Here is a 25,063-nt window from a genome sequence, read left to right on the forward strand (position 1 = left end):
GGCATAAAAAAACCAGCTTTCGCTGGGTTCTTTATTTGCACCATCTTTCTGTAGTAGAAGAATGGTGCCCGAGGCCAGACTCGAACTGGCACGCTTTGTGGGCGGGGGATTTTAAATCCCCTGTGTCTACCGATTTCACCACTCGGGCTTTAACAAGATGGAGGCGGAGGTCGGAATCGAACCGGCGTCCACGGAGTTGCAGTCCGCTGCATGACCACTCTGCCACCCCGCCGCGTCTTGTTGATGCGTATATTATCAAGCTCAGAAAAAAAAACAATAGTGTATTCATTCGTATGCGCATAAAAACAGCATCTGGCGGAAAATATTTAGCATTATCATGTAGAATGTGCAAAATTGATTCATATCAACACTTGGGAGAAATGCTGTGGCATTAGTTCTAGACGGTCGTGCATTGGCGAAGCAAATAGAAGCTGACTTGTTTACTCGCGTAGAAGCGCTGAAAGCAAAATCAGGTCGTACTCCAATTCTTGCGACGATTTTGGTAGGTGACGATGGTGCATCTGCTACTTATGTTCGCATGAAAGGCAATGCTTGCCGCCGTGTTGGTATGGATTCACTTAAAGTGGAACTTCCTAAGGAGACCACTACTGAAGAATTACTTGCTGAAATTGAAAAACTAAATGCAAACCCAGATGTACATGGTATTTTGCTCCAACACCCGGTTCCTGCGCAAATTGATGAGCGTGCATGTTTTGATGCAATTTCGCTTGAAAAAGACGTAGATGGTGTCACTTGTCTGGGCTACGGCCGTATGGCAATGGGTGAAGCAGCTTATGGTTCTGCAACGCCTGCAGGCATCATGACCATCCTGAAAGAAAACAACATTGAAATTGCTGGTAAACATGCGGTAGTGGTTGGTCGCTCTGCAATTTTGGGTAAACCAATGGCAGCAATGCTGCTTGAAGCCAATGCAACTGTGACCATTTGCCACTCACGTACTCAAGATCTTGCAAGCTTCGTGAAGCAAGCAGATATCATTGTTGGTGCGGTAGGTAAGGCTGAGCTGATTCAGAAAGACTGGATCAAACCCGGTGCAGTAGTTGTAGATGCCGGTTTCCATCCACGTGATGGCGGTGGTGTGGGGGATATCCAGTTACAAGGTATTGAAGAAATAGCTTCTGCTTACACGCCAGTTCCAGGTGGTGTAGGTCCTATGACCATTACCACCTTGATTCGTCAAACGGTTGAAGCTGCTGAAAAAGCGCTAGGTTAATTTTAAATCCTCCCTAACCCTCCTTTTTCAAAGGAGGGAACTCTGATCACTATTTTTGGATGGAGTTTCCCCCTCTTTTTTAAAGAGGGGCTAGGGGAGATTCTTCAAAGATATAAATACCAATTAAAAGAAATCCAATGAGCTGTACTTTTCAATTCCCCAAAGCCCCTGATCATTTACTTCAACCCTTGCATGAGGTAATTCCCGGTTGTGAGTTGCTGGCACAGCAATTGCCTGAAACGCCAATTTCACTTTGGCTGATTCCGCCAGTATTTCCGACAGATAAGCTGGATGATGAAATCATCCGTCGCATCTGGAACGATACGCCATACTGGATCTTTTGTTGGGCTTCAGGCTTGGCAATGGCACAGTGGCTACTGGCAGAACCGCATCATGTCAAAGATAAGGTGGTGCTGGATTTTGGTGCAGGGTCGGGTGTAGTAGCAATTGCCGCAAAAATGGCGGGCGCGAAACGTGTGATTTGTTGTGACATCGATCAGGTCAGTCTGGAGGCATGTCGCGCCAATGCTGAGCTGAATGATGTCGAGCTTGAATATCTGGATGATTTGTATAAGGCAGAGCAGGTAGACATTTTGCTGGCCGCTGATGTCCTGTATGACCAGTGCAACCGTTTCTTCTTGGACGAGTTTTTAAAATTTGCACCTGAGGTATGGGTTGCAGATAGTCGGGTCAAAAACTTTAGCCATCCCCAATACGAAAAACTGGAGGAACGCAGCGCAACGACCTGGCCAGATTTAGATGAGTCACCCGAGTTTCGTAATGTCAGTTTTTATAAAACCCTTTAAAGTTAAAAAATAAAAGGGTTGTTAGCCCTTTTATTGCCTCATTTTAAATAAGTATCAGTGATTAAGAGCAAGTATAACGAATCACACGCATGATCGTCGGGCGGGCATCTAAGGCTTCGCGTGCACCGGGGTTATCGCTATTATATAAATCAGGTGTATTGCTTAAGCTGATTTGCGTACGGCTGTTCCCTAATTGTCGGCCATATTGTTCTTGTTCCGCAGTGGGGTTGGGAATTTCATTTATGCTTAGAATCTGGATATTATAAGTTTTAGAGTTGCCTAAAACCTGTCTGCAAGCGGCTTGCAGGCGGTTTTTATCTTGGCTTGGTCGTCCTGCGAGTGTATAGCTCAGGGTCGCAGCATTTTCTGAACGCTCCAGGACTTCATAACCTGTCTGGCCATTAAATTGTTGTGGTGCTGTCTGGCATGCGCTGATGAGTAGACTGCTGAGACCTAATCCTAAAAAAATTGTGGTTTTATTCATAGTTATATTCCCTGATGTATTGTCCCGAGTATGCCATAGTTTGCCAGATCTGTTGATCTGGCGAATTGTGATCAATTGTTTAGACACCTAATAAAAAAGGCCGCTTACGCGACCTTCTTAAATTAAATCAGCACTTAAGCAGATTTAACAGCTTCAAGTAATTCAGCTTGACGTTTTTTCAACGCTTCAGGTAAACGATCACCTAATTTGTTAAATAATTCAGTGTGGCTTTCAAGCTCTTTGATCCATTGATCTTTGTCTTGAGAAGTTACCAGGTCAAACTGTTCTTTAGAGAAATCAGTACCGTTCCAGTTCAACTGTTCGTAAGTTGGAACACGGCCAATTGGAGTCTCAACAGCAGTCGCACGACCTTCACAACGGTCAATGATCCACTCAAGAACACGCATGTTTTGACCGAAACCAGGCCATACGAAGTTGCCTTCAGCATCACGACGGAACCAGTTCACGTTGTAGATACCTGGAAGCTTGTTGCCTGCAGCAGCAGCTTTCTCGCCCACTTTCTCACCCATTTCTAACCAATGCGTGAAGTAGTCAGCCATGTTGTAGCCAGCAAATGGCAGCATCGCGAATGGGTCACGACGAACAACACCTTGTTGACCAACAGCAGCGGCAGTGGTTTCAGAACCCATGGTTGCAGCTTTATACACGCCATCAACCCAATCAATAGCTTCTGAAATTAGCGGTACTGTGTCTGCACGGCGACCACCGAAGATGAACGCAGAAATTGGAACACCCGCTGGATTTTCCCAATCAGCATCGATAGAAGGGCATTGACCAGCAGCAACGGTGAAACGAGCGTTTGGATGCGCTGCTTTTTCTTCGCCAGTGTGTGGTTGACCTTTCCAGTTGGTCAGGTTAGCAGGTGCTTCTTTAGTCAGACCTTCCCACCAAACTTCGCCGTTGTCAGTCACAGCAACGTTGGTATAGATCACGTCTTTGTGCAGTGTAGCCATACAGTTCGGGTTGGTCTTGGTATTCGTACCAGGCGCTACACCGAAGAAACCAGCTTCAGGGTTGATTGCGTATAGACGACCGTCTTCACCTGGTTTGATCCAGGCAATATCGTCACCTACAGTTTCAATCTTCCAGCCTTCGTAGCCTGCTGGTGGAATCAGCATCGCGAAGTTTGTTTTACCACAAGCAGATGGGAATGCAGCTGCGATGTAGTGTTTTTCGCCTTGTGGATTTGTCACGCCAAGGATCAGCATGTGTTCAGCTAACCAGCCTTGTTGACGACCCATATAAGATGCAATACGTAAAGCGAGGCATTTTTTACCAAGCAATGCATTACCGCCGTAACCAGAACCGTAAGACCAGATTTCACGCGTTTCTGGATAATGCACGATCCATTTTTCAGGGTTGCAAGGCCAGGCAACGTCTTTTTGACCTTCTTCTAAAGGTGCACCAACTGTGTGTACACATGGAACAAATTCGCCATCAGTACCCAAAACGTCATAAACAGCTTTACCCATACGAGCCATTTTAGACATGCTGACTGCTACATAAGGAGAGTCAGTCAGTTCGATACCGATATGTGCAATATGAGAACCTAAAGGACCCATAGAGAAAGGTACAACGTACAAAGTACGGCCTTTCATAGAACCGTCGAACAAACCGTTCAGGCGAGCACGCATTTCAGCAGGTGCTTCCCAGTTATTGGTCGCACCAGCGTCTTCTTTGTTTTCTGAACAGATATAAGTACGACCTTCAACACGAGCAACGTCAGAAGGATCAGAATTTGCAAGATAAGAACCCGGATGTTTTTCCTGGTTAAGTGCTTGCATTGTGCCGTTAGCGATCATCAAGTCGATATAACGTTGATATTCTTCTGCGCTACCGTCACACCATTCAATTTTTGCTGGTTTTGTCAATTTAGCAATTTCTTCCACCCACGCAATAAGCTTAGGGTGACGAACGAATTCTGGTGCGTTCACTTGGGTCATGGTGAGGCCTATCTCAAATGTGTACAAAATGTTGTACAAAGTACAATCTGGTCAATAAAATACTGGCCAGATGAAATATGAAAAAAAAGTGGCTGTATTAAAGCATAAAATCGTAAAAAAAATAAGACCAAAGAAGCGTTGGATCTTATTTGGAATATTATGTTATTTTCAATTTAAATATAGAAAAAACAGTTAGATGCAAATAAATTCAAAGACTTAATATAATATTTATTAATTTTATGTATGGTATTTATTTTAATTATTTTATTTAAAATCAATAATATAAATAAAATGATTTAATCTTGTTTGTTATTGATTAAATAAATGGTCACTATTTGAATTTTACATAAAGCCACTATTAATTGTGTATGAATTGGACAAAATGCCAATAGGTCTACATTAATCTGAACAAAAAATGTCTAATCAATCTAAACCCTTATCGATTATTTATAATCATAATTCTGGTTTTCGTTTACTCGATCAGCAAGAAAATTATAAGCAATTGATGGAAATTTTTTCAACGCATGGTTATCAGATTAAAAGCTATGAAATCAATGATTCACAGCAATTTATAACAATTATGGCCGAAGTTTTGCTGCGCCATCAGCAGTCTGTCGAACCTGGGGTAGTGGTCGCAGCTGGTGGAGATGGAACATTGAACTCTGTCGCAAAACATTTGCTTGAAACGCAGATTCCGGTAGGTATTTTGCCCTTAGGTACTTTTAATTATGTAGCAAGGTTGCTGGGTATTCCTTTGGACTTGGTTGAAGCCGCACAAGTCATTGCCACAGGTCAGATTAAATCCATTCATGTCGCTCGCATTAATCAGGAAATTTACCTGAATAATGCCAGTTTGGGACTCTATCCTTTATTTATTAAAAAGCGTGAAGATTACAACCGGATCTTTGGACGGCTACCTATCCATGCCTATACCTCTGCGCTAGATGTGCTGATTCGCGATCGCAAAGAATTAAAACTCAAAATCTGGGTAGATCAAAAAAAATACCCGGTTAAAACTCCCTTGATTTTTTTTGGTAATAATCCACTACAACTGGCCGAAATGAAAATGCGGATTGCTCAGGCTGCGGAACAGGGAAAGGTTGCCGGTGTCGTAGTCGCTAAAAGTGACAAAATGACGTTGTTTAAGCTGGTATATCAGCTCGTCCGGGGCAAGATTGATGAAGCATCTGATGTGTATAGTTTTGCTGCGGATCAGGTACGGATTGAATCTAGACGTAACAAGCTGATGATTGCCATAGATGGGGAGACTGTAGAAATGACACCTCCTCTAAATATTTCAGTTTTAAAAAATGCTTTAAATGTAATGGTGCCGCATGATTCTACATCTTTCTGATCTGCATTTTGGTACAGAAAGACCGGAGTGTTTAAAAGCGATTCAGCAATTTTGCCAGTCTCACCCATTGGAGGCGGTAGTGGTGAGTGGTGATCTGACGCAACGTGCGCGTTTTGGTCAGTTCTTTGACTGTAAGAAATTTCTGGATCAACTCGATACACCTTATATGGTAATTCCAGGTAATCATGATATTCCGCTTTATCATTTGTGGAATCGGTTTTTCAATCCATTCACCCGCTACCAGATTTTTTTTGGTGAATTGGAGCCGGTGTTTGAAACAGAAAACTTTTACCTGATTGGCGTGAATTCAATTCGACGCCGGTATCATACCAAAGGACATTTATCGCTTGAGCAGATTCAACGTATTGATATAAAACTGGCCCAAGCGCCGGTTTCCAAACTAAAAATCATTGTCAGCCATCAACCTTTTTATGTGCCTTCTCAAAACAAGCGCGGTTTCAAGGACAGCCCACTGATGGCTAAAATTGCGTTACAAGCCTGGGCGGAGCATGGCCTGTTTGGTGTGTTGCATGGACATCTGCATCAACCGGCGACTTATGATCTGAACCAGATATTTGAGCTAGGATTGGATCATCCAGTTTACGATGTACATGCGGGGACTTCTGCCTCAAATCGTCTGCATCAAAATGAACCTAATAGCTTTAACCTGATTGATGCCACAGGAAACATTTCTCAATATCTGTTCGATGAAATGGCACAATCTTTTGTGTTTAAAGCTGATCTGTCCAAGAAATAGACGAAAATTAAGAATTCTTTAAAAAAAACCAATTTTTTTTCATTTTTGCCCTTGAAGCGTTTTATTCCATCTCCATAAAAGTGACATCAAAAATTTTTGATGATGACCCATGGAATAATTAAGTCGTCATCAGTGACCTTAAAAAAGACTTAGTCTGATGGAGTTATTTATGAGCAACATTCGTCCATTACATGATCGCGTTGTTATTCGTCGTGTTGAAGAAGAAACTAAAACAGCGGGAGGGATTTTACTTCCTGGTTCGGCTGCTGAAAAACCTGCTCAAGGGGAAGTTATTGCAGTTGGTAATGGTCAAATCACCGACAATGGTGTACGTGCACTAGATGTAAAAGTTGGCGACAAAGTATTGTTCGGTACGTATGCAGGTACTACTGTAAAAGTAGACGGTGAAGAGCTTTTAATCATGAAAGAATCTGACATTTTAGCAGTATTAGAAGCTTAATCTACGCTAAAAAGTTTTATTCGTTCCAAATCAGATTTTGTAAAGATACAATAATATTCGGAGTCAAATATGTCAGCTAAAGACGTAAAATTTGGTGATTCAGCTCGTTCAAAAATGATTGCTGGTGTAAACACCCTTGCAGATGCAGTAAAAGTTACGCTTGGTCCTAAAGGCCGTAATGTTGTCATCGACCGTTCTTTTGGTTCGCCGCACATCACTAAAGATGGTGTTACTGTAGCCAAAGAAATTACTTTAAAAGACAAGTTCGAGAACATGGGTGCTCAACTTGTTCGCGAAGTATCTTCTAAGACCAATGACATCGCAGGTGACGGTACAACGACTGCGACTGTTCTTGCTCAAGCAATCTTGAACGAAGGTATCAAGTCAGTAACTGCGGGTATGAACCCAATGGACTTGAAACGCGGTATCGATATTGCAGTACGTTCTGTTGTTGAAAACATCAAGGCAACTGCAAAACCAGCATCAGACTCTAAAGCTATTGAACAAGTAGGTTCGATCTCTGCTAACTCTGATACGACTGTAGGCCAGCTGATTGCGCAAGCGATGGAAAAAGTAGGTAAAGAAGGCGTGATCACGGTTGAAGAAGGTTCAGGCTTCGAGGATTCGCTGGATGTAGTTGAAGGGATGCAGTTCGATCGCGGTTATATCTCTCCGTACTTTGCAAACAAACAAGATACTTTGACAGCAGAACTTGAAAATCCGTTCATTCTTCTTGTTGATAAGAAAATCGGTAATATCCGTGAACTGATCACTGTACTTGAAGCTGTTGCAAAAACTGGCAAACCGCTGCTGATCATTGCTGAAGATGTTGAAGGTGAGGCACTGGCTACACTTGTGGTAAACAACATGCGCGGCATCATCAAAGTATGTGCAGTGAAAGCGCCTGGTTTTGGGGATCGCCGTAAAGCGATGCTTCAAGATATCGCGATCTTGACTGGCGGTACTGTAATTTCTGAAGAAATCGGCATGCAGCTTGATCAAACAACACTTGATCACTTGGGTACTGCACATAAAGTAACTGTATCTAAAGAAAATACTGTAATTGTTGATGGCGCTGGTGATGCAACTCAGATTTCTGAGCGTGTACAGCAAATCCGTGCACAGATTGAAGAGTCGACTTCAGAATATGACAAAGAAAAACTTCAAGAGCGTGTAGCGAAACTTGCTGGCGGGGTTGCTGTCATCAAAATCGGTGCTGCAACTGAAGTTGCAATGAAAGAGAAGAAAGATCGCGTAGATGATGCGCTTCACGCGACTCGTGCTGCAGTTGAAGAAGGTGTTGTTGCTGGTGGTGGTGTTGCTCTGGTACGTGCAGCTAAAGCACTTGAAGGTGTAACAGGCGCGAACGATGACCAGAATGTAGGTATCAACATTCTTCGCCGCGCGATCGAAGCACCGCTTCGTCAAATTGTATCTAACGCGGGTGATGAGCCTTCTGTAGTGATCAACGCTGTTAAAAATGGCGAAGGTAACTTTGGTTACAACGCTGCAACTGGCGAATACGGTGACATGCTAGAGATGGGTATTCTTGACCCAGCGAAAGTAACTCGTTCTGCACTTGAGCACGCTGCATCTGTAGCTGGCCTCATGTTAACAACTGAATGCATGATCACTGATATTCCAGAAGACAAACCTGCGATGCCTGATATGGGTGGTATGGGTGGTATGGGCGGTATGATGTAATTCATCAGCTGATCATTTCATAAAAAAATCCCCGCAATTGCGGGGATTTTTTGATTAAAAAATATGGTTTCCTTTAATAAGTAAAATTAAGTGATTGATTGAAATTGTTTTTTTGCTTATGAACCAGGTCACAGTTTTATAGACAAAAGTATATTTTTGTGGCTTTTTTATTGGTTTTTTATTGTAGATGGTTTATGATTTAATCAAATATTGATTTATTATTTTAAGTATGGAACAGAAAAAAAAGGCATGTTTAGGAACTTGTTATGATCCTATAGATTCAGTGGTCATTAAAAAAAATGAGCTGAAAAGATTATATGCAAAAATAAGAGAATATGAAGATTTGCTTGAGATCTACAGGAAGGAGAAGCAACATTATATGAAGCTTCTACATAATAAATTATCTTAGAATTTCATCTATCAATGAAGTAACCAGTTTCTTTTGAGAATTACTTAATCTTCTGAATTTCAATAGAAAATCTAAATCCATTGACTCTAATGAATTACTATTAGGTGTATTTATTTGATCAATGTCTCCAAAACGTAACCATTGATTAGATACATTTAACCATAAGGCTAATATGGCTAACTTATCCTGATTAGGAATTGCTTTACCTAATAACCAGTTATTGGCTGACTGTACACTGATAGGTTGACCATTGTAACGGTTGTTAAATTCATTCGCCAAGTAAGTGGGACTAATAGGATGCTTTGCTTCCAGCAAAGCTTTATTCAATCGTTCAGCAAATAGCTTTTTTTCTTGTTGATTACTCATAATCCAAAATAAATCTTATACCTTTTTATATTTTATACTTTTTGTACAATTATTTGTTTATTAAATTGTAGCTTTAAAGTTAAATTAATCAAAAAACAAGAAATATGTTAAATAAAAAACAAATTTGTGATCTCTATCAAAGCATCACCTCCTTTTTGTAGGGCCCTCCTAAGATGAAAAGGACTATTTAGATACCACGGTTATTTATTAGTTTAACTTAATTATTAAAATTCCCACAAATCTATATCAACTTTCGATTTATATATATTTTTTTATGTATCATTTTTTGTAATTAAACAATTGAAATTATTAAATATTTATTTTTTATTAATATATCTAGTTAATTATTACTTTAAAATTAAATCAAATATTGATTGATATTATTGTTTCTTTTTGTTTATTATTGCTGCAGAACCGCTATGACAGCGGTTTGTAGTGGATGGCAGTCTCCAGAACAACCAGACATTCAAATCAGTTTTGCTGGTTTACATCAATCCTAGGGTAGACCAGTCTTTTTATAAAAATTGAAGGAAATTTATATGAAATTTCAAAAGACATTATTGGCAGCAACTTTAGCATTTGCAGCTTTCACTTCTACAAATGCAGCACTTAATAATTTACCTGATCCAGTGAAAGCAGATGCTTGGGTTTATCAGAATGCTGAAGGTGATGTGGTACTTAAGTTAGCCAATGGTAATGAGGGATATGAGTACTGGAACCTTGAATTTAATGAAGATACAAATAGATACGAATTTGGTTCGGTTGTAGCAAATGGTCAATTACCTGCAGGTTATGAATTAGCGTTAGGGGGTCAAGTAGACTCTCAAACCGATTCTGATGCTGGTGGTGTAGTTGATCATGGTATTACGCCTAACAATAATGATGAAGGTGTTCTGCATGTTTGGTCTCAATCTCAAAACCAAACAGGTACTGCTGCATATGAAAAGAAATTTGTAGAAGGTACATTCATTAGTGCTGATGGTAATGTTGTTATCGAAGTGAAAGCATATAATGCAGAAGGTGGCAACCAAGTAAATACTGGTACTGTTAATACTTTAGTAGCTGGCGCTTTACCAAATGAATTAACTGGTAAATCTAATACGCAGTTGGAAACTCACGGAGTTTTAGCCTATAACCTTGACTTTGCTGCTAATGGTAAAGTTACAGGTACTGGTGCTGCATTAACACATAATGGCTTGGGTCTAGCTTCTGTATCAGATTTTGATGGGCAGGCTTACGATAATATAGAGATTGATGCTACTAAAGGTACTGTGACAGCTTCCATCACAAAACCAAATGCTGATGTAGAAAAGTTCGAAACACGTTCATACCGAGATGACAAAGATAATACCTATTTTGAACTTGTAGGTAAGGGGCTGTATCAAGTAAATCAAGATGGGACTGTTTCTGCATCAAATGCAAAAATTAGCACACTTACACAATATGCGACAGGTGTAGCAGACGTTGCTACTGGTACAACTGAAAGTACGACGGTAACTAAGAGTGTTAATTCTAACGCAGTTGTTTATGGCGAATCTAAAAGTACTCAAGCAAGCGCAACAAATGTGCTTATAAGTAGCGCAGTTGCAGGTGGCATTTTTGAAGAAGGCGACCGTTTCGGTTTAGGTGATGTAGGTACAACTACAGAAGTATCTTCCCAATCAGTAACTACTGGTATTGTAAAATCTGAAGATGGTAAAAATACTTATGGTGTAGTTGTTTCTCAAAAAGAAACTGGTAAAGCAGATAAGTTCACAGAAGTAAATGCAGATGGTATCAACACTACAGGCGTAATTAATGCTGCTGACTTCCAGATCGGTGGTGTAAGTATCGTTCAAAATATTCAAACTTCTGTAGGTGAAGCAACTCAGGAAGTTGTGGCACAAGTTGAAACTCAATTAGCTGCAAATCAAACATTCGTAACCGAAGCTGTAGCTGCAGTTGATGCAGGTTTAACAGCAGCGGCAACAGACCGTCAGGCGATTCGTGCTGCAGCTGTAGAGGGGGATGCAGCAACTTTAGCCTCTGCAAATGCTTATACTGATAATGCAGTTGCAGGATTCAATAGCCGTGTTGGTCAATTGAACAGCCGTATTGATGATGTAGAGAAGACTTCTTACCGTGGTATCGCTATCGCGTTAGCGACTCAACAACAAATTCCTAACATCGGTGCTGGTCAGTACGCAGTGTTTGGCGGTGTAGGTCACTATGAAGGTGAATCTGCTGCTGCTCTAGGTGTTGCAAGTGTTCTTGCTGATGGCCGTACTTCTCTAAGCGCTGCACTAGGTTTCGGTGGTAGCGAAGTTGGTGGTCGTGTAGGTGTTTCATATGTGTTTGGCGGTAAATAATTTAAGCTTAGCCTGATTGAAACTAAAAAATCCCCGCAATTGCGGGGATTTTTTTATATGTTTACAAAATTAAGATGCAGATTTTTTAACTAATTTATAATTTAAATTACTGTCAATTTTTTTACCTGATTCTACATCACGTGCTTCAATAAAATTTTCACCCACAAAAAACTTACGATTGTCAGCATGGTTATCTAGAGTAATGATAGACGGATCTTGAGGGTCAAAACTGAAACTTCCTTTAGTCTCAAACTCATTCTTTCCAGTTTTACCCAAATATTCTTCATTGAGCTCATAAGTTTTATCTGGATGCAGGTCTAATTCGACTTTAATTCCTTCACAGTCCGCACAAGGGAAAACACCTTCGTATTCACCCGCCCAGTCTAGTGAGGTTTCTGCGCTATCAGCACGAGTCATGTTGGTATCTGCGGTGTTTTGTTCCATGGTTGCCGGGCTTGATTCAGCATTATTATTCATCGGTTCATTATTATTTGGCTTTGAACATGCGCTTAAGGCTACTGCAAGAGTGGCTGCTGTCGCTGCAATAAGTGGTAGTTTTTTCATTGTTCAGACCTTATTGATTTAGTTGCTACCACTTAGCTTAAAAGTAGTCTGTACAGATAACTAGGGCAATCCTGTTAATGTTTGATTCATTAGGTGAATGAGGCTGAAGTTACTCCTAGTTGAATAGAATTAAATAATTTTTATCAAAGTTCAAAGTAATTTTATGCTGTTTCGTTCTGGGATTCTGAACGCTATTATTAAGAAAATAATGATAATGATAAAGAGCAGAGGATAATGAAGTTAGAACGAGAAAATAATCTGATCGCAAAAATTTATGATGCTGCTTTATTGCCGAATCTATGGCTGGACGTAATCAAAGATATTGTGAACCATACTAAAAGCAAGAGCGCAATTTTTACCGGTCTGGATCAGCTTAATCCAGGTTATGATTTTGTGTATACGCATAATATCCCAAATGAAACTCTGGCCGCTTATCAAGATGACCGGATCAGAGTAGTTGATATGAAACTGCATATGCCATTATGGAATGGAAGCGAGATAGGAGAGGCATTAAGTCAAAGCTGTCAGCATTATGCCCAGCATCCGGGAACCGATCACTATGTATTCTATGAAAAATGTTTAAAACCGAGTGGTATCTGTCATCTGGCAGGAGTACTGCTGGATCGGGGGAATTATCGTTGGGCAGTATTGGGTATTCATCGTACACGCGAAGTGCAGCCTTTTGCGCAGGTTGAGCTGGATTTTTTAAGGCGTATCAGTCTCCATTTACGTCGGGCTTTGCAAATTCATCGGCAAATCAATGTCATCCAGCAAGATAATTTAAGCTTGTATACGGTATTGGATAATTTCAAGACAGGAATTTTACTGCTGGACCAAAATTTGTGTTTAAGCTATTCCAATCCGGTTGCACAAAAGATGCTAGATCAAAGTTCATGTCTTGATTTAGATATGCATAATCGTCTGAAAGCCGCTCCTGGGCAGCAGATACGTCTCGATCAATTGCTGGAAACTGCTTTACTCGAAGATACGGCTATTCACACAGAAGCAGGCGGGGTTCTGGCGCTAAGTGATACTACGGGCGCGCAACTCATGCTTACAGTGGTGCCCTTTAAGAAATTAAGAAATATGCAACATTTACAGTCTGCCCAACATCAGGTTGCATTATTTATGACCCATAAAAACCAGCATTATTCACTTTCAAGAGCTTATCTACAACAGTGCTATCAACTTTCTAAACGGGAATTTGATTTATGTGAGTTGTTGATTAATGGATATAAAATAGAAGACATTGCAGAGCAGTGTGGCATTACCCTTAGTTCGGTTCGGACTTATTTTAAAAATATCTATGAAAAAACCCACTGTTGTTCGCAAATCGAGCTGATGCATTTATTGATGGGCTGTACGAGTCATTTTGAACATGTTGATTAAAATAGTTAAATTTAACTTTAAAATTTAATCGAGTTTAGCCAAATTATTTGGCCTACTTTGAGTAGAATGAGTGCTTATTATCTACAGTTAATAATAAGATGATTGTCATAATATTTGAGATACATACTTGATTTTGCCAGCCTGTTGCAGGGCTTTCAAGGTCTGAATATTCCTTTATTTCGCTCCATTTTAGAGCTAAGAGCATAAAGCCGTTTTATGACTTATTGATCAGTAGGGATCAAATATTAGAACTATAAATTAATCTTTCATTTGAAAAATATAATTATACAAATATAGATTAATTGGTTATTTATTGATCTCTTTGCGCTATCTATATTTGCTTAGGTTGTTAAAATTCGCGCAATTTTGAATTGAATTGGTGCGTGACGTGTTTGAGAAGTTAGCAGAACAAAGCCTGAACATGCTGGGTTGGGAAATTGACAATCACTGGCCATTAGATTTAGATCAATGTGTCATGATTGCTGCGCCACATACCAGTAATTGGGATGCACTTTATGCGCGTCTGGCTTTGAAAGCATTAGGGGTGAATGTTCGCTTAACCATTAAAGACAGTTATATGAAGTTTCCATTGGGGCCTTTTGTTCGAGCTATGGGTGGAATCGGTATTGATCGCCGACCTAAACAGCCGGGGGAGCCTCGTCCGAGTATGGTTCAGGTGATGTCGGAATTATTCAAGACCCATCCGAAACTGGTCATGCTGGTCACGCCAGAAGCGACCCGAGCCAAGCAGGAACAGTGGAAGACGGGTTTTTATCATGTCGCCATCAATGCTGGTGTGCCAATTGCATTGGCCTATATGGACTATGCCAAGAAAAAAACTGGTGTAGGAAAAATTGTCTATCCGACGGGGGATTATGAAAAGGATATGGCAGAAATTATGGCATTTTATGCAGATATTGAACCAAAATTCCCTGAATGCTTCAGTGTAGATCAGCGCTATTATCAGAGTTAAAATTAGGTTGGAAAAAGCAGGAAAATATTTCCTGCTTTTTTTTCGTCTAATCTTAAAATTGACAGGCTTAAGATGCATTTTCAGAAGCGGGTAAAATTCCTCCCAGGTTTTGGCAGGCATCTTTATACAAAGCATATTGTTGTTCCACTACCTCATGTAGCGGTAGATCAAACAGCTTTTCACCCTGATGATACTGTTTGATATAAGACTCGACTTTGGATTTGCTGCTGTACAACATCTGCTGATAATAATCAGTCATACTGCTATGTGGCATTTGTGCGGTATCTACCTTGGCACAGTGGAAATTTCGCAGTAATTGTTCGGATTTTTTCAAATCGCTGGACATACAACCTGCCAGCAGCAAGGTACTGAGCAATGTCGTGATAAATTTCATGAAAGTAGGCAAAAGGTTTTATGAGAACGCTCTATTGTAGAAGTAAAAACTGTTCCAAAAACCTTTTTAATCTACCAAATGGTTAAAAAATAGAATAATAGAATTTTAAAATCAATTGCATGCACTAAGCCCCTAACCTTTGACCAGGCCGCCATCTACAATCAGGTTTTGTCCTGTGACTGCACGTGAATAAGGCGACAGAAACATCAAGATTGCAGCGGCAAATTCTTCGGGAGTAATCACACGGCGTAAAGGGGTCGATTGAGCAATCAGGTCAAAGACAAAGTCAGGTGTGGCCTTACTGGCATCTGTGGTTTGTAACAGGCCGCCAGAAAGCATATTTACATTAATACCATACTGTCCCAAATCCTGTGCCGTAGTACGGGTAAACGCCAATAATGCGGCTTTGGCAGCAGTATAGTCATGATAAGGAACTACCGGATTTTGCACGAGGTTTGTACCAATATTCACAATCCGGCCAAATCCTGCCTGTTTCATATCATCCAGTGCGGCTTGGGTGGTATTTAAAGCTGCCTGTACTGCACCGCTGAACTGCTGTTGCAACATTTCCCAAGTGAGTGTTTCAACTTTAGGCCGTGCATCGCCATTAAATTCAAATTGAATCAACGCATTATTGACTATCGCATGAATTGCTTCCCCAAAATGATTTTTTGCCGCGGCAAATAAAGCGCGTACCTGATCAGCCTCAGTAACATCTGCCTGATAAGTAAATACCTGCGCAGGATATTGTTGGGCCAGCTGTCCAGCTTGCTGCTGACTGCTATGATAATTGACGACCACGCGCGCACCCTCAGCGAGTAAAGCCCGGGTAATGGCTAAACCCAAACCACGTGCACCGCCAGTAACAAGAACGATCTGATCACGAATCTGCATAATGATGATCTGTATTGCGAAAGAATGGCCTTAAAATAGCATTTATCTTGCTAGATTCAAGCTTTAGAGGGAAAACAGGGCGTGGCTTTTTCTTATGCCTAAATGAATTGAGATGCTAATAGAAAACAGCCAGTACTAAAAAGTAAACTTAAGATAATACGTTTAAATAGTAATTCTGAAATTTTATAAAATAATTTTGCCCCTAGAATCGCCGGAAGGCTCACAAAAACAATCAGCAAGGCCATATAGGGTAAATGGCTTTGGTTAATCAGACCTTGCCATAGATACGTACCCAGCGTGAAAAGCTGAATGGCAAAATTGAAATGCCGCAAAATATAGCGCTGCTGCGCTTTGGGTAATTGCTTTAGCATGACCCAGGCTGAAGGAATAGCGCCGCAAAAACCACCCAGTCCGCCTAAGATGCCACCCATGAAGCCTATACCACTATCTGCTAATTTTCCTGAATGCTGAATCATTTTAAGTTGTGGGTTAAGCAGCATCATCGGGCACCACAGCACCAGAAACAATCCTAGAACCATTTTGAAGGTATCTGCTTGAATGATCTGCAACAAATAAGTACCAAGCGGTACTCCGATCAGGCCGGCAATCAGATAAGGCAGTACCAACTGTCTGGATAAAAGGGGTTGCGTCTGTTCCTGACTCAGTGAAATCACATGACTCCAGACCGAAGCAAATACCAGCAGGGGCGCGGCCAGTTGCGGAGCTAATACCCAAACCCAGAAAGACATGGCAATCAGGGCAAAGGCAAAACCAGTCAGTCCCTGAACAAAACCTGCGACCATCGCACCAAAAATAAATAACAACCAGGTCATAAGGATCGGTACGAAATTAAAGTCAGTAGTATTAAAAAGATAACGGGAAAAACCAAGTACTTGCTTAGTGGTATTTATGCAAATCTCAGTGCAAATTGATATAAACGCCAGGGAATTTAGTTCTTGTCTGCATCGGAAATCAAGAAATCAGAGCATAAAATAAAACAAGAATCCAACAGGGAGTTTCTGAATTATCATTCAAATTACCGGATACTGAAACCTGTACCGCAAGAGGTAATGAACATGAAAATAGTAATATTACTTTCTGTATTGGCAGTCTCATTAACCGGTTGTGTTGTAGATCCTCACGATGATTATCGTGGTCATAAAGATCGGGATAGGCATCATGATCGACCACATGGTGACCGGGATTGGAATAACAACAAAGATCGTCCTGACTGGAATAACAACAAAGACCGTCCTAACTGGAATAATCCCGGCCAAAACAATCGGAATCCGCCACCTCCACCTCCGACCCGTTAATTGCTCTGTTATCCGCTCATTAATTTTTAAACCCTATGATTTGACCAAAAGGATTTCTTGTTCAAGGAATCCTTTTTAATTGTACTCTTGCGAAGGTGTCTTTTGATAAAGTCCCGCACGAACCATTCCGGCTTTGGTATTTTTAATTAAACGCCATGAGGCGGGTAATTTAAGAGATTGCAGATCGCGGTCCGCTTCTACATAAATATAAGCATTATCCTTGATCAGATGATTTGCCTGTACAGCCAAGGTTTCCCATAAATTCAGGCTATACGGCGGATCTAGAAAAACCAGATCAAATTGTGTTTGAAGCGTGGGCAAGACTTGTTGCGCCGTAGCCACTTTTAATTGGGCACGTGTCTTGGTGACTTTCAATAGTTCCAGATTCTGGGTTAAAAATTGTGCCTGAGTCCGATCAGGTTCAATCATCACCACTGAGGCAGCGCCACGAGATAATGCCTCAAAAGCCAATGCTCCTGAACCGGCACACATATCCAGAACCTGGGCATTTTGCACCTCCCACATCAGCCAGTTAAATAGAGTTTCCCGAACACGGTCAGGCGTCGGGCGCAAACCCTCAATACTGGCAAAAGGTAGTTGACGACGTTTCCAGTCACCACCAATAATTCGAAGCTGGTTTTTCATCTTTAATCTCGTTCTACTGGTGTCGGAGCATGAGGCGCTGCGGGAGATGCAGCAGTATTTGTAGAAGCCGGAGCAGCAGGAGCGGAATCGCTACTGGCTGGAGTTGCACTAGAGGCTGCATCCTGACTTAGCATACCTGCACCACTTGGTAATTCAGCTGGCTTGATTCCGGCTGTCATCAGGCCGCCACTTAATTGGTGTCCCTGTGGGCGTATTGGATTTTTATCTTTATGCAGTAACCAGTAATCGAAAATTGGTCGGGCCAGGGCGGTTGCCGCACTACCACCACGACCATTTTCTAGAATGACTGCGATCGCAATTTCGGGCTGTTCAGCAGGGGCAAAACCGACAAAAAGACCGTGATCCAGCTGACGGTCCGTCAACAGGGATTCATTATAGCGTTTGCCCTGAGCAATACTTTTAACCTGTGCTGTCCCAGTTTTACCTGCAATAGAGTATTGCAGGCCACTTTTGATGCCTCGACCTGTACCCGACTGAATGACATCTACCATCGCCTCACGCATCTTGATCCAGTCTTCTTCCTGACCGTTAAAATCGATCTTGCCATGAGTACCATTATGTACCTTGAATGGTTTGGCACCGCGACTTTCACGCAGCACATGAGGAATAACTTTATTACCATGGTTGGCGGTAATCGCGGTGGCCATAGCCAGCTGTAACGGTGTGGAGGTAAAAGCGCCCTGACCAATACTGACAGAAATGGTTTCACCACGTGACCATTTGGCATTACGGGTACGCATCTTCCATTCCGGGCTAGGATAAAGTCCGGAACTTTCACTTGGTAAATCGACCCCGGTTTTTTCACCAAAGCCAAACTGACGCATCCAGGTGTTCATTTTTTCAATGCCCATGCGGTAGGACATGACATAGAAATAGGTATCACAGGACACAATTTGTGCTTTATGCATATTTACTGAGCCATGCCCAGTTTTTTTATGATCACGGAAGCGGTGACTGTCACCAGGCAAGGTGAAATAGCCTGGATCCGAAATAGCAGTATTCCAGTCCACCAGGCCATAATGTAGTCCGCCCAGACCAAACATCGGCTTGATGGTAGAGCCGGGTGGATAGGTACCCTGTACAGCCCGATTATAGAGAGGCTGATCGAGGTTATCACGTAGACCGCTGTAGTCCTTGGTACTGATTCCGGTGACAAACAGATTTGGATTAAAGCTTGGGCTGGATACTAGCGCCAGAATTTCTCCGGTCTTGGGATTCATCGCTACAATTGCGCCACGACGCCCAGCCAGCTGTTCTGAAGCTACTACCTGTAAGCCGTAATCGAGTGACAGGAACAGGTCGTTACCGCGCACCGGATCCTTGCGGCCCAGATGACGTAGTACATTACCAAAGGCATCGGCCTCTACCGATTCATTTCCTGGTACACCATGCAGAAGCTCTTCATAGGATTTTTCCACCCCGATCTTTCCGATCAGGTTGGTTCCGGCGTACAGGTCCTTATCAATAGCCTTAAGTTCTTTGTCATTAATTCGACCTACATAACCAATCACATGCGCGAACAGATCACCATGCGGGTAGTAGCGGGTCATCTGGGTTTCAATATTCACGCCCGGAAACTGATATTTCACTTCACTAAAACGGGCAATATCATTTTCATTCAGATTGAGCTTGATCGAAACCCGTTCGGTCTTACGTGCTGTTTTAATACGGGTTTGAAAGCGTTCCAGGTCTTCTTCGGTCAGTTCCAGAATTGGTTTCAGGCGTTCGAGTGTCTGGTCAATGTCTTGTACATCGGCACGACTTAAAGTGGCAGTAAAGACTGGATAGTTGTCGGCCAACAATACGCCGTTACGGTCATAAATATAACCGCGTGCTGGGGGTAGGGGCTGCAAGCGAATCCGGTTCTCGTCCGAAGCCGTACTAAAGCTCTCAAAGTTGAACAGTTGCAAATAGGCATAGCGGCTGACCAGCAGCAGCATAAAGAAAATCACAATCCCCATGGAAATCAAGACTCGACTGCGATAGATGCGCTTTTCTTGTTGTGCATTTTTTAAAGGAAAGTGCTGCTTCATACGCGATCGACTTAAGACCTGAGAGTGATTGAAAAGAATCAAAGTGTAATATTCTAACGCAAGTACACTTGATTTGATAATGAAAAACTGACCTTGTCATCAGTTCTATAAGCTTTGACTTTGCAGACATTAAAATTGTAAAGTGCTGTATACAAGAGTTGTGATAATTCTGCTAGAGTAAAATCCAATAAAAATAGGACTATACCAAAAACTATAATTAAGGAAGATGGTGAAGGAATGAACAAGGTTTACCCTTTGTTAGCGTTTGCATTTTGGGCGAATGGGGCTTATGCACATGATCAAATCAATACTACTGCTGCTAAAATAGAACCTGAGCCGGCAAAAGCCTTTAATGTTGGCGTTGGTATTACCCAGGAATTGATACACTTAAATACTGAATGGGTTAATCCTTACGGGATTGCTTATGTGAAAGGTGGGGTTTTTCTGAATGATGACCATAAGATAGGAGCACAGGCCGGCTTTCGTTATCCGGCCTATCTCACTGGTAAAGACAATAATGGTTATTATGTCGGGGCTTATGCAGGGCATATTGATAGCAGGCGGATTGACAATGAGTACAAGACCCGCTTAGGTGCCGGTATTGACTTGGCTTATGTTTTGCTTAGTTCTGAACGGATCAGCAGTTTTAGTGTAGGGATCGGTGTGGGGGAGAAACTCGAAGACCGAACTGGTTTTGTTGTGGCTGAAACAGAACCCCGGCTACAATTTTCCTATACTTTAAGTATCGGTTTATAGACAAAATATTCGACCTTATTAATATGTGTATTCTGTGAACAAAAAATTAAATATGGAAATTATGCATGCTTGAGTACGTCAACGAGTTGTGGCAAGCCTTTGTAAATCGCCCAGATTTTTGGGCCGTGCTCAGCATTATTCCGGTGACTGCATTTGTAACCTGGGCTCACGTCTGGATGGCACTGAAAATGGTCTTTTATCCGATCAATTTTTGGGGTTTTCATTTAGGGCCCATTCCTATCGGCTGGCAGGGAATTGTGCCACGCAAAGCTGGGCGTATTTCAGGCATTATTACCGATAATACACTCTCAAAACTAGGTTCCATCCGTGAGTTCTTACAGGCGATGGATCCCGATGACATGGCACGGATCATTGGGGAGCAGGTTGGCTTTGAACTGGAACACCTGATTGATGAAGTCATGATGGATCGCAATGCGGTCCTTTGGGAAAACCTGCCTTTTGCCATCAAGCGCAGAATTTATGCACAAGCACAGAAACAAATGCCGGCAATTTTACGTGAATTAGTGACTGAGCTGACCATGAACGTCGAGTCACTTGTGGATATGCGTGAAATGGTGGTCAGCCAGATGGAAGGTGACCGCCGACTTATGGTACGCATGTTCCTGAAAGTGGGTCAAAAAGAGATCAATTTCATCTGGCATATCAGTGCGCTCATCGGGATGTTCTTTGGTATTTTCCAGATGATTGTCTGGTTTGTGGTGCCTTGGCACTGGACCGTACCGTTCTGGGCGGCCATCTGGGGCTTTTTGACCAACTGGATCGCCATCTGGATGGTCTTCAACCCACTAGAACCACATCCGGTAAAATACCCGCAATTCTTTAGCCGTACCGCGGATCGCAAGTTTCCATGGATCAAACCGGTGATTCCTCGTATCGGCACCTATAACATACAAGGCGCATTTATGAAACGTCAGGATGAAGTCTCTGACGTCTTCGCAAGTGTAGTCACAGAAGACCTGATTACGTTAAAATCGATCATGACCGAGATGATGTATGGCGGCAGAAAAGACAAAACCCGCCGCATTATCAAACGTCATATTAATGAAATTATGGAAACACCCCTGGTCAGGACCTCTTTGCAGCTGTCTTTAGGACCAAAAGAGTATGCAAAACTCAAGACGGACTTGATCGATCGCTCGATTGAAATTACGATGGTACCTGTATGCGACCCAGCATTTAATGCGAGCCGTGCACAGAAAATCTATCAAATGTTTAGAGACCGCATACGTGAGTTGACTCCGAAGGAGTTTCAGAATCTTTTACGTCCTGCATTTCAGGAAGATGAATGGATTCTGATTTTATTGGGTGGGGTAACCGGTTTTGTCGCGGGTTTAATCCATTTGTTTGTGGCTTTCTTATAATGAGATGCCGGGGGACACAATCGGGTGATTGTGGTCGTGGCGTCATACATATTGTTTAAATGAGGATGTTTATATATGCGCATTATCTTACTCGGACCACCTGGAGCAGGTAAAGGTACACAAGCTCAGTTGATCTGTAAGCGCTACAATATCCCACAAATTTCAACCGGTGATATGCTCCGTGCTGCAATTCGTGAAGGAACTGAATTAGGTCTACAAGCTAAAAGTGTCATGGACAATGGCGGTTTGGTTTCTGATGAGTTGATCATTGGTCTGGTCAAGGAGCGTATTGCGCAACCTGACTGTGTAAACGGCTGCATCTTTGATGGTTTCCCGCGTACCATTCCTCAAGCAGAAGCCTTGGAAAAAGAAGGCATTGCAATTGATCACGTGATTGAAATTGATGTGCCAGATGAAGAAATCGTTCAACGTCTGTCAGGCCGTCGTCAGCATCCGGCGTCTGGTCGTGTTTATCACACCGTTTACAATCCGCCAAAAGTGGAAGGTAAAGATGATGAAACAGGTGAAGATCTGGTTCAGCGTCCTGATGACCAGGAAGAAACAATTCGCAAGCGTCTAGGTTCTTACCACACTGAAACTGAACAGCTGGTGGGTTTCTACCAAGGCCGTGCAGCATCTGGTGAAAATGCACCGACTTATGACAAGCTAAATGGCTTGCGTCCAATCGACGAAGTTCAAAAAGATCTTTTCGCGATTTTAGATCAATCAAAATAGTCCTTAACCGATTATTTTGACAATCGAAGAGCCCTAAGCCATATTAGGGCTCTTTTTTGTTGTGTATTTAAACAGGGTGCTTGCTGCTATGAAATTTGGCATATTGGTATTAATGGTTATATTTCTGGCAGTAGTGGTGGGTCTGTTCTATATCAGTTTTAAAATACTGAACAAAGTACGCCAGGAAGAACGGGCAGAAAATGCCGGAAAAGTACCGGCACGTCAGTTGCACCCCAAATTACAGGCAGAACTTCAACAGAAGCGCGAACAAGAGCAGGCTGAGCAAAATAATAAATAAATACTTTGAGGTGCTATAAGCGAAAAAAGCTGAACTTAAGTTTCAGCTTCAATATTTTTCACCGGAATTGCACGATCTGCACCAAACTCAAACCGGTCCGGCCAGTTACATACATCTGCAACTACACATTCATGGCATTTCGGTTTACGTGCAACACAGCAATAACGGCCGTGTAAAATCAGCCAGTGATGTGAATCAATAATAAATTCTTTTGGAATGACCTTCACTAAACGATGCTCGACCTCAAGCACATTTTTACCAACTGCCAGTCCAGTACGGTTACCGACCCGGAAAATATGTGTATCGACCGCCATGGTCGGCTGACCAAAGGCCGTATTCAGTACCACATTCGCCGTTTTACGGCCTACACCCGGCAGGGCTTCTAGGTCTGCACGATTGTCCGGTACGATGCTGTTGTGCTTCTGAATCAGCATCTCACAGGCCTTAATCACGTTGACCGCTTTCGAGTTATATAAACCAATGGTCTTGATATATTCCTTCAAGCCGTCCACACCTAGTGCATAAATTGCTTCCGGTGTATTGGCGACTGGAAACAGTTTGTCTGTGGCTTTGTTGACACTGACATCTGTGGCTTGGGCTGACAGCGTGACTGCGACCAGCAATTCAAAGGGATTAGCATAATTCAGCTCGGTTTTTGGATTGGGTCGCTGTTCACGCAGGCGTTCAAAAAAGGTCTGAATCTGTTTTTTGGTCATGTTTTTAACGGGCTTGGCCTTGGCAATTGTCATGTTATCCCTGTAAAGCCTGTAATTGCTGTGTCAATTCTTCTAACTGGGCGCGCTTTCGGGCATCTTCACGAACTGAGAGTTGTTTTTCCAGTTTTTTAATTTGGGTACGTAGTTTTGCCAGTTCAATCGTGGTCTTGGAATCAAGTGATACGGGGGCATTCTCTGGCTTGCTCGCGACTTCAATCACGGGGAGTTGCTCATTTAAAGCTGAGAAACGGGCAAACAGGGCAGTATCGATTTCTGCACGGACCACAGGCCCCTTACGATCGGTACGCCGTTTTTCTTCACGCTGGATGTGCGCATAGTAACGCTGACGCAGATCATCCTGTTCTGCAATGCGCTGTGCTTCAGTCGGTAAGGGTTGTTGATCTTCAACCAGATCGATGCAGTCTACTGGACAAGGCGGGATACAAAGCTCACAACCGGTACACAGGTCAGTAAGCACTGTATGCATCAGTTTACCTGAGCCAATAATTGCATCGACCGGGCAGGCACTAATACATTTGGTACAGCCAATACATTCATCTTCACGAATAACCGCTTTCATGCGCTGGGGACGACCATCGGCTTGAACTGGCCAGACGCTTTCTTCAGCCGGTAGTTTAGAGCGATTTAATAATACGGCCAGAGCATCGGCAACAGGCTGCCCGCCAGGTACACATTTGTTGGCATCTTCACCCTCAGCAATCGACTGGGCATAAGGTAAACATCCGTCACGGTGACCGCATAGACCACATTGGGTTTGAGGGAGTAAAGCATCAATCGATTGGACCAGAGAAATAGGCGAATTCATGTATAACCAGCATTACTCATGGCAAGCATGAGAGAGTAAGTGAAACAAAATATGTCGATTTATCAATTTTAACATGTTTTTTGGATGCTGAGTGGTGCACGAATTAAGGTCATTTTATGCCTTATTTTTAGGCATAAAATGACAATTAAGTATTGATTCAATTGGTATTTAATAACCCAGAAAAAATATTCATAATCAATATAAATATTTGTTATCAAATTAATTTTAAAGTATT

Annotated in this window: 25 protein-coding genes and 2 tRNA genes; 14 read left to right on the top strand and 13 right to left on the bottom strand. The window is 42.2% G+C overall.

The window, feature by feature from the left end:
- Nucleotides 1-62 precede the first annotated feature (62 nt).
- Both VXQ92_RS00425 and VXQ92_RS00430 read right to left on the bottom strand, forming a co-directional pair.
- Nucleotides 63-148, bottom strand: a tRNA-Leu gene (locus VXQ92_RS00425).
- Between the two features lie 10 nt (nt 149-158).
- A tRNA-Cys gene (locus VXQ92_RS00430) sits at nt 159-232 on the bottom strand.
- Nucleotides 233-385: 153 nt separating this feature from the next.
- Between VXQ92_RS00430 and folD the strand changes: the two genes are divergently transcribed.
- Complete coding sequence (gene folD / locus VXQ92_RS00435; protein ID WP_064095618.1) at nt 386-1,234, top strand: bifunctional methylenetetrahydrofolate dehydrogenase/methenyltetrahydrofolate cyclohydrolase FolD; 849 nt, start codon at nt 386-388, stop codon at nt 1,232-1,234.
- 137 nt (nt 1,235-1,371) lie between these two features.
- Nucleotides 1,372-2,040 carry a class I SAM-dependent methyltransferase gene (locus VXQ92_RS00440; RefSeq protein ID WP_416679875.1) on the top strand — a complete coding sequence of 223 codons (669 nt, stop codon included), beginning with the start codon at nt 1,372-1,374 and terminating at the stop codon, nt 2,038-2,040.
- A gap of 61 nt (nt 2,041-2,101) precedes the next feature.
- On the opposite strand, the gene VXQ92_RS00445 is transcribed toward VXQ92_RS00440, so the two are convergent.
- A complete protein-coding gene (locus tag VXQ92_RS00445) occupies nt 2,102-2,524 on the bottom strand; it encodes a hypothetical protein (protein WP_416679876.1) in 423 nt (140 codons plus the stop codon).
- A gap of 134 nt (nt 2,525-2,658) precedes the next feature.
- Nucleotides 2,659-4,488: a phosphoenolpyruvate carboxykinase (GTP) gene (locus tag VXQ92_RS00450; protein WP_064095615.1), complete on the bottom strand. Its 1,830-nt coding sequence runs from the start codon at nt 4,486-4,488 to the stop codon at nt 2,659-2,661.
- A gap of 415 nt (nt 4,489-4,903) precedes the next feature.
- Between VXQ92_RS00450 and VXQ92_RS00455 the strand changes: the two genes are divergently transcribed.
- From VXQ92_RS00455 to groL, 4 genes are all read left to right on the top strand, one after another.
- Complete coding sequence (locus VXQ92_RS00455) at nt 4,904-5,842, top strand: diacylglycerol/lipid kinase family protein (RefSeq protein ID WP_416679877.1); 939 nt, start codon at nt 4,904-4,906, stop codon at nt 5,840-5,842.
- Nucleotides 5,823-6,599, top strand: a complete 777-nt coding sequence (locus VXQ92_RS00460) for a metallophosphoesterase family protein (RefSeq protein WP_416679878.1) — start codon at nt 5,823-5,825, stop codon at nt 6,597-6,599. Before VXQ92_RS00455 ends, VXQ92_RS00460 begins: the two co-directional genes overlap by 20 nt.
- A 169-nt stretch (nt 6,600-6,768) precedes the next feature.
- Nucleotides 6,769-7,059 (top strand): co-chaperone GroES, encoded by a 291-nt coding sequence (locus VXQ92_RS00465; protein ID WP_064095612.1) that lies wholly within the window; start codon nt 6,769-6,771, stop codon nt 7,057-7,059.
- A 69-nt stretch (nt 7,060-7,128) separates the two neighbouring features.
- Entirely contained in the window at nt 7,129-8,763 is a 1,635-nt protein-coding gene (gene groL, locus VXQ92_RS00470) for a chaperonin GroEL (protein ID WP_064095611.1), read from the top strand.
- A 400-nt stretch (nt 8,764-9,163) separates the two neighbouring features.
- Here the strand turns inward: groL and VXQ92_RS00475 are convergent, their stop codons facing one another.
- Complete coding sequence (locus tag VXQ92_RS00475; RefSeq protein WP_064095609.1) at nt 9,164-9,538, bottom strand: hypothetical protein; 375 nt, start codon at nt 9,536-9,538, stop codon at nt 9,164-9,166.
- Between the two features lie 539 nt (nt 9,539-10,077).
- Between VXQ92_RS00475 and VXQ92_RS00480 the strand changes: the two genes are divergently transcribed.
- Nucleotides 10,078-11,886, top strand: coding sequence for a YadA-like family protein (locus VXQ92_RS00480; RefSeq protein WP_416679879.1), 1,809 nt, complete (start codon nt 10,078-10,080; stop codon nt 11,884-11,886).
- Between the two features lie 69 nt (nt 11,887-11,955).
- Here VXQ92_RS00480 and VXQ92_RS00485 read toward each other — a convergent pair whose 3' ends face one another.
- A complete protein-coding gene (locus tag VXQ92_RS00485; protein WP_416679880.1) occupies nt 11,956-12,450 on the bottom strand; it encodes a copper resistance protein NlpE in 495 nt (164 codons plus the stop codon).
- 234 nt (nt 12,451-12,684) lie between these two features.
- Between VXQ92_RS00485 and VXQ92_RS00490 the strand changes: the two genes are divergently transcribed.
- Both VXQ92_RS00490 and VXQ92_RS00495 read left to right on the top strand, forming a co-directional pair.
- Nucleotides 12,685-13,839, top strand: a complete 1,155-nt coding sequence (locus VXQ92_RS00490) for a LuxR C-terminal-related transcriptional regulator (RefSeq protein ID WP_416679881.1) — start codon at nt 12,685-12,687, stop codon at nt 13,837-13,839.
- 388 nt (nt 13,840-14,227) lie between these two features.
- Entirely contained in the window at nt 14,228-14,812 is a 585-nt protein-coding gene (locus VXQ92_RS00495) for a 1-acyl-sn-glycerol-3-phosphate acyltransferase (RefSeq protein WP_416679882.1), read from the top strand.
- A 67-nt stretch (nt 14,813-14,879) separates the two neighbouring features.
- Here the strand turns inward: VXQ92_RS00495 and VXQ92_RS00500 are convergent, their stop codons facing one another.
- The 3 genes from VXQ92_RS00500 to VXQ92_RS00510 all read right to left on the bottom strand — a co-directional run bounded on the left by VXQ92_RS00500 (nt 14,880) and on the right by VXQ92_RS00510 (nt 16,933).
- The gene (locus VXQ92_RS00500) at nt 14,880-15,206 is read right to left on the bottom strand and encodes a hypothetical protein (protein ID WP_064095605.1); all 327 of its coding nucleotides are present in this window, start codon (nt 15,204-15,206) and stop codon (nt 14,880-14,882) included.
- A 132-nt stretch (nt 15,207-15,338) separates the two neighbouring features.
- Nucleotides 15,339-16,100 carry a 3-oxoacyl-ACP reductase gene (locus VXQ92_RS00505; protein ID WP_416679883.1) on the bottom strand — a complete coding sequence of 254 codons (762 nt, stop codon included), beginning with the start codon at nt 16,098-16,100 and terminating at the stop codon, nt 15,339-15,341.
- Nucleotides 16,101-16,198: 98 nt separating this feature from the next.
- Nucleotides 16,199-16,933 (bottom strand): sulfite exporter TauE/SafE family protein, encoded by a 735-nt coding sequence (locus VXQ92_RS00510; protein WP_416679884.1) that lies wholly within the window; start codon nt 16,931-16,933, stop codon nt 16,199-16,201.
- 237 nt (nt 16,934-17,170) lie between these two features.
- On the opposite strand from VXQ92_RS00510, the gene VXQ92_RS00515 reads away from it, so the two are divergent.
- Entirely contained in the window at nt 17,171-17,416 is a 246-nt protein-coding gene (locus VXQ92_RS00515) for a hypothetical protein (RefSeq protein WP_416679885.1), read from the top strand.
- 75 nt (nt 17,417-17,491) lie between these two features.
- Here VXQ92_RS00515 and rsmD read toward each other — a convergent pair whose 3' ends face one another.
- Nucleotides 17,492-18,061: a 16S rRNA (guanine(966)-N(2))-methyltransferase RsmD gene (gene rsmD, locus VXQ92_RS00520; RefSeq protein WP_416679886.1), complete on the bottom strand. Its 570-nt coding sequence runs from the start codon at nt 18,059-18,061 to the stop codon at nt 17,492-17,494.
- Nucleotides 18,062-18,063: 2 nt separating this feature from the next.
- The gene (gene mrdA, locus VXQ92_RS00525) at nt 18,064-20,115 is read right to left on the bottom strand and encodes a penicillin-binding protein 2 (RefSeq protein WP_416679887.1); all 2,052 of its coding nucleotides are present in this window, start codon (nt 20,113-20,115) and stop codon (nt 18,064-18,066) included.
- Between the two features lie 237 nt (nt 20,116-20,352).
- On the opposite strand from mrdA, the gene VXQ92_RS00530 reads away from it, so the two are divergent.
- The 4 genes from VXQ92_RS00530 (at nt 20,353) to VXQ92_RS00545 (ending at nt 23,286) form a co-directional block, all read left to right on the top strand.
- Entirely contained in the window at nt 20,353-20,871 is a 519-nt protein-coding gene (locus tag VXQ92_RS00530) for a hypothetical protein (RefSeq protein ID WP_064101471.1), read from the top strand.
- A 65-nt stretch (nt 20,872-20,936) separates the two neighbouring features.
- Nucleotides 20,937-22,253, top strand: coding sequence for a hypothetical protein (locus VXQ92_RS00535; RefSeq protein ID WP_416679888.1), 1,317 nt, complete (start codon nt 20,937-20,939; stop codon nt 22,251-22,253).
- Nucleotides 22,254-22,328: 75 nt separating this feature from the next.
- The gene (gene adk, locus VXQ92_RS00540; protein ID WP_064095597.1) at nt 22,329-22,988 is read left to right on the top strand and encodes an adenylate kinase; all 660 of its coding nucleotides are present in this window, start codon (nt 22,329-22,331) and stop codon (nt 22,986-22,988) included.
- A gap of 88 nt (nt 22,989-23,076) precedes the next feature.
- Nucleotides 23,077-23,286: a hypothetical protein gene (locus tag VXQ92_RS00545; protein WP_416679889.1), complete on the top strand. Its 210-nt coding sequence runs from the start codon at nt 23,077-23,079 to the stop codon at nt 23,284-23,286.
- A gap of 35 nt (nt 23,287-23,321) precedes the next feature.
- Here VXQ92_RS00545 and nth read toward each other — a convergent pair whose 3' ends face one another.
- Nucleotides 23,322-24,035: an endonuclease III gene (gene nth / locus VXQ92_RS00550; RefSeq protein ID WP_416679890.1), complete on the bottom strand. Its 714-nt coding sequence runs from the start codon at nt 24,033-24,035 to the stop codon at nt 23,322-23,324.
- A 1-nt stretch (nt 24,036) separates the two neighbouring features.
- The gene (locus tag VXQ92_RS00555; RefSeq protein ID WP_416679891.1) at nt 24,037-24,828 is read right to left on the bottom strand and encodes an RnfABCDGE type electron transport complex subunit B; all 792 of its coding nucleotides are present in this window, start codon (nt 24,826-24,828) and stop codon (nt 24,037-24,039) included.
- Between the last annotated feature and the right edge of the window lie 235 nt (nt 24,829-25,063).

It is taken from the genome of Acinetobacter sp. 228 (assembly GCF_048147885.1).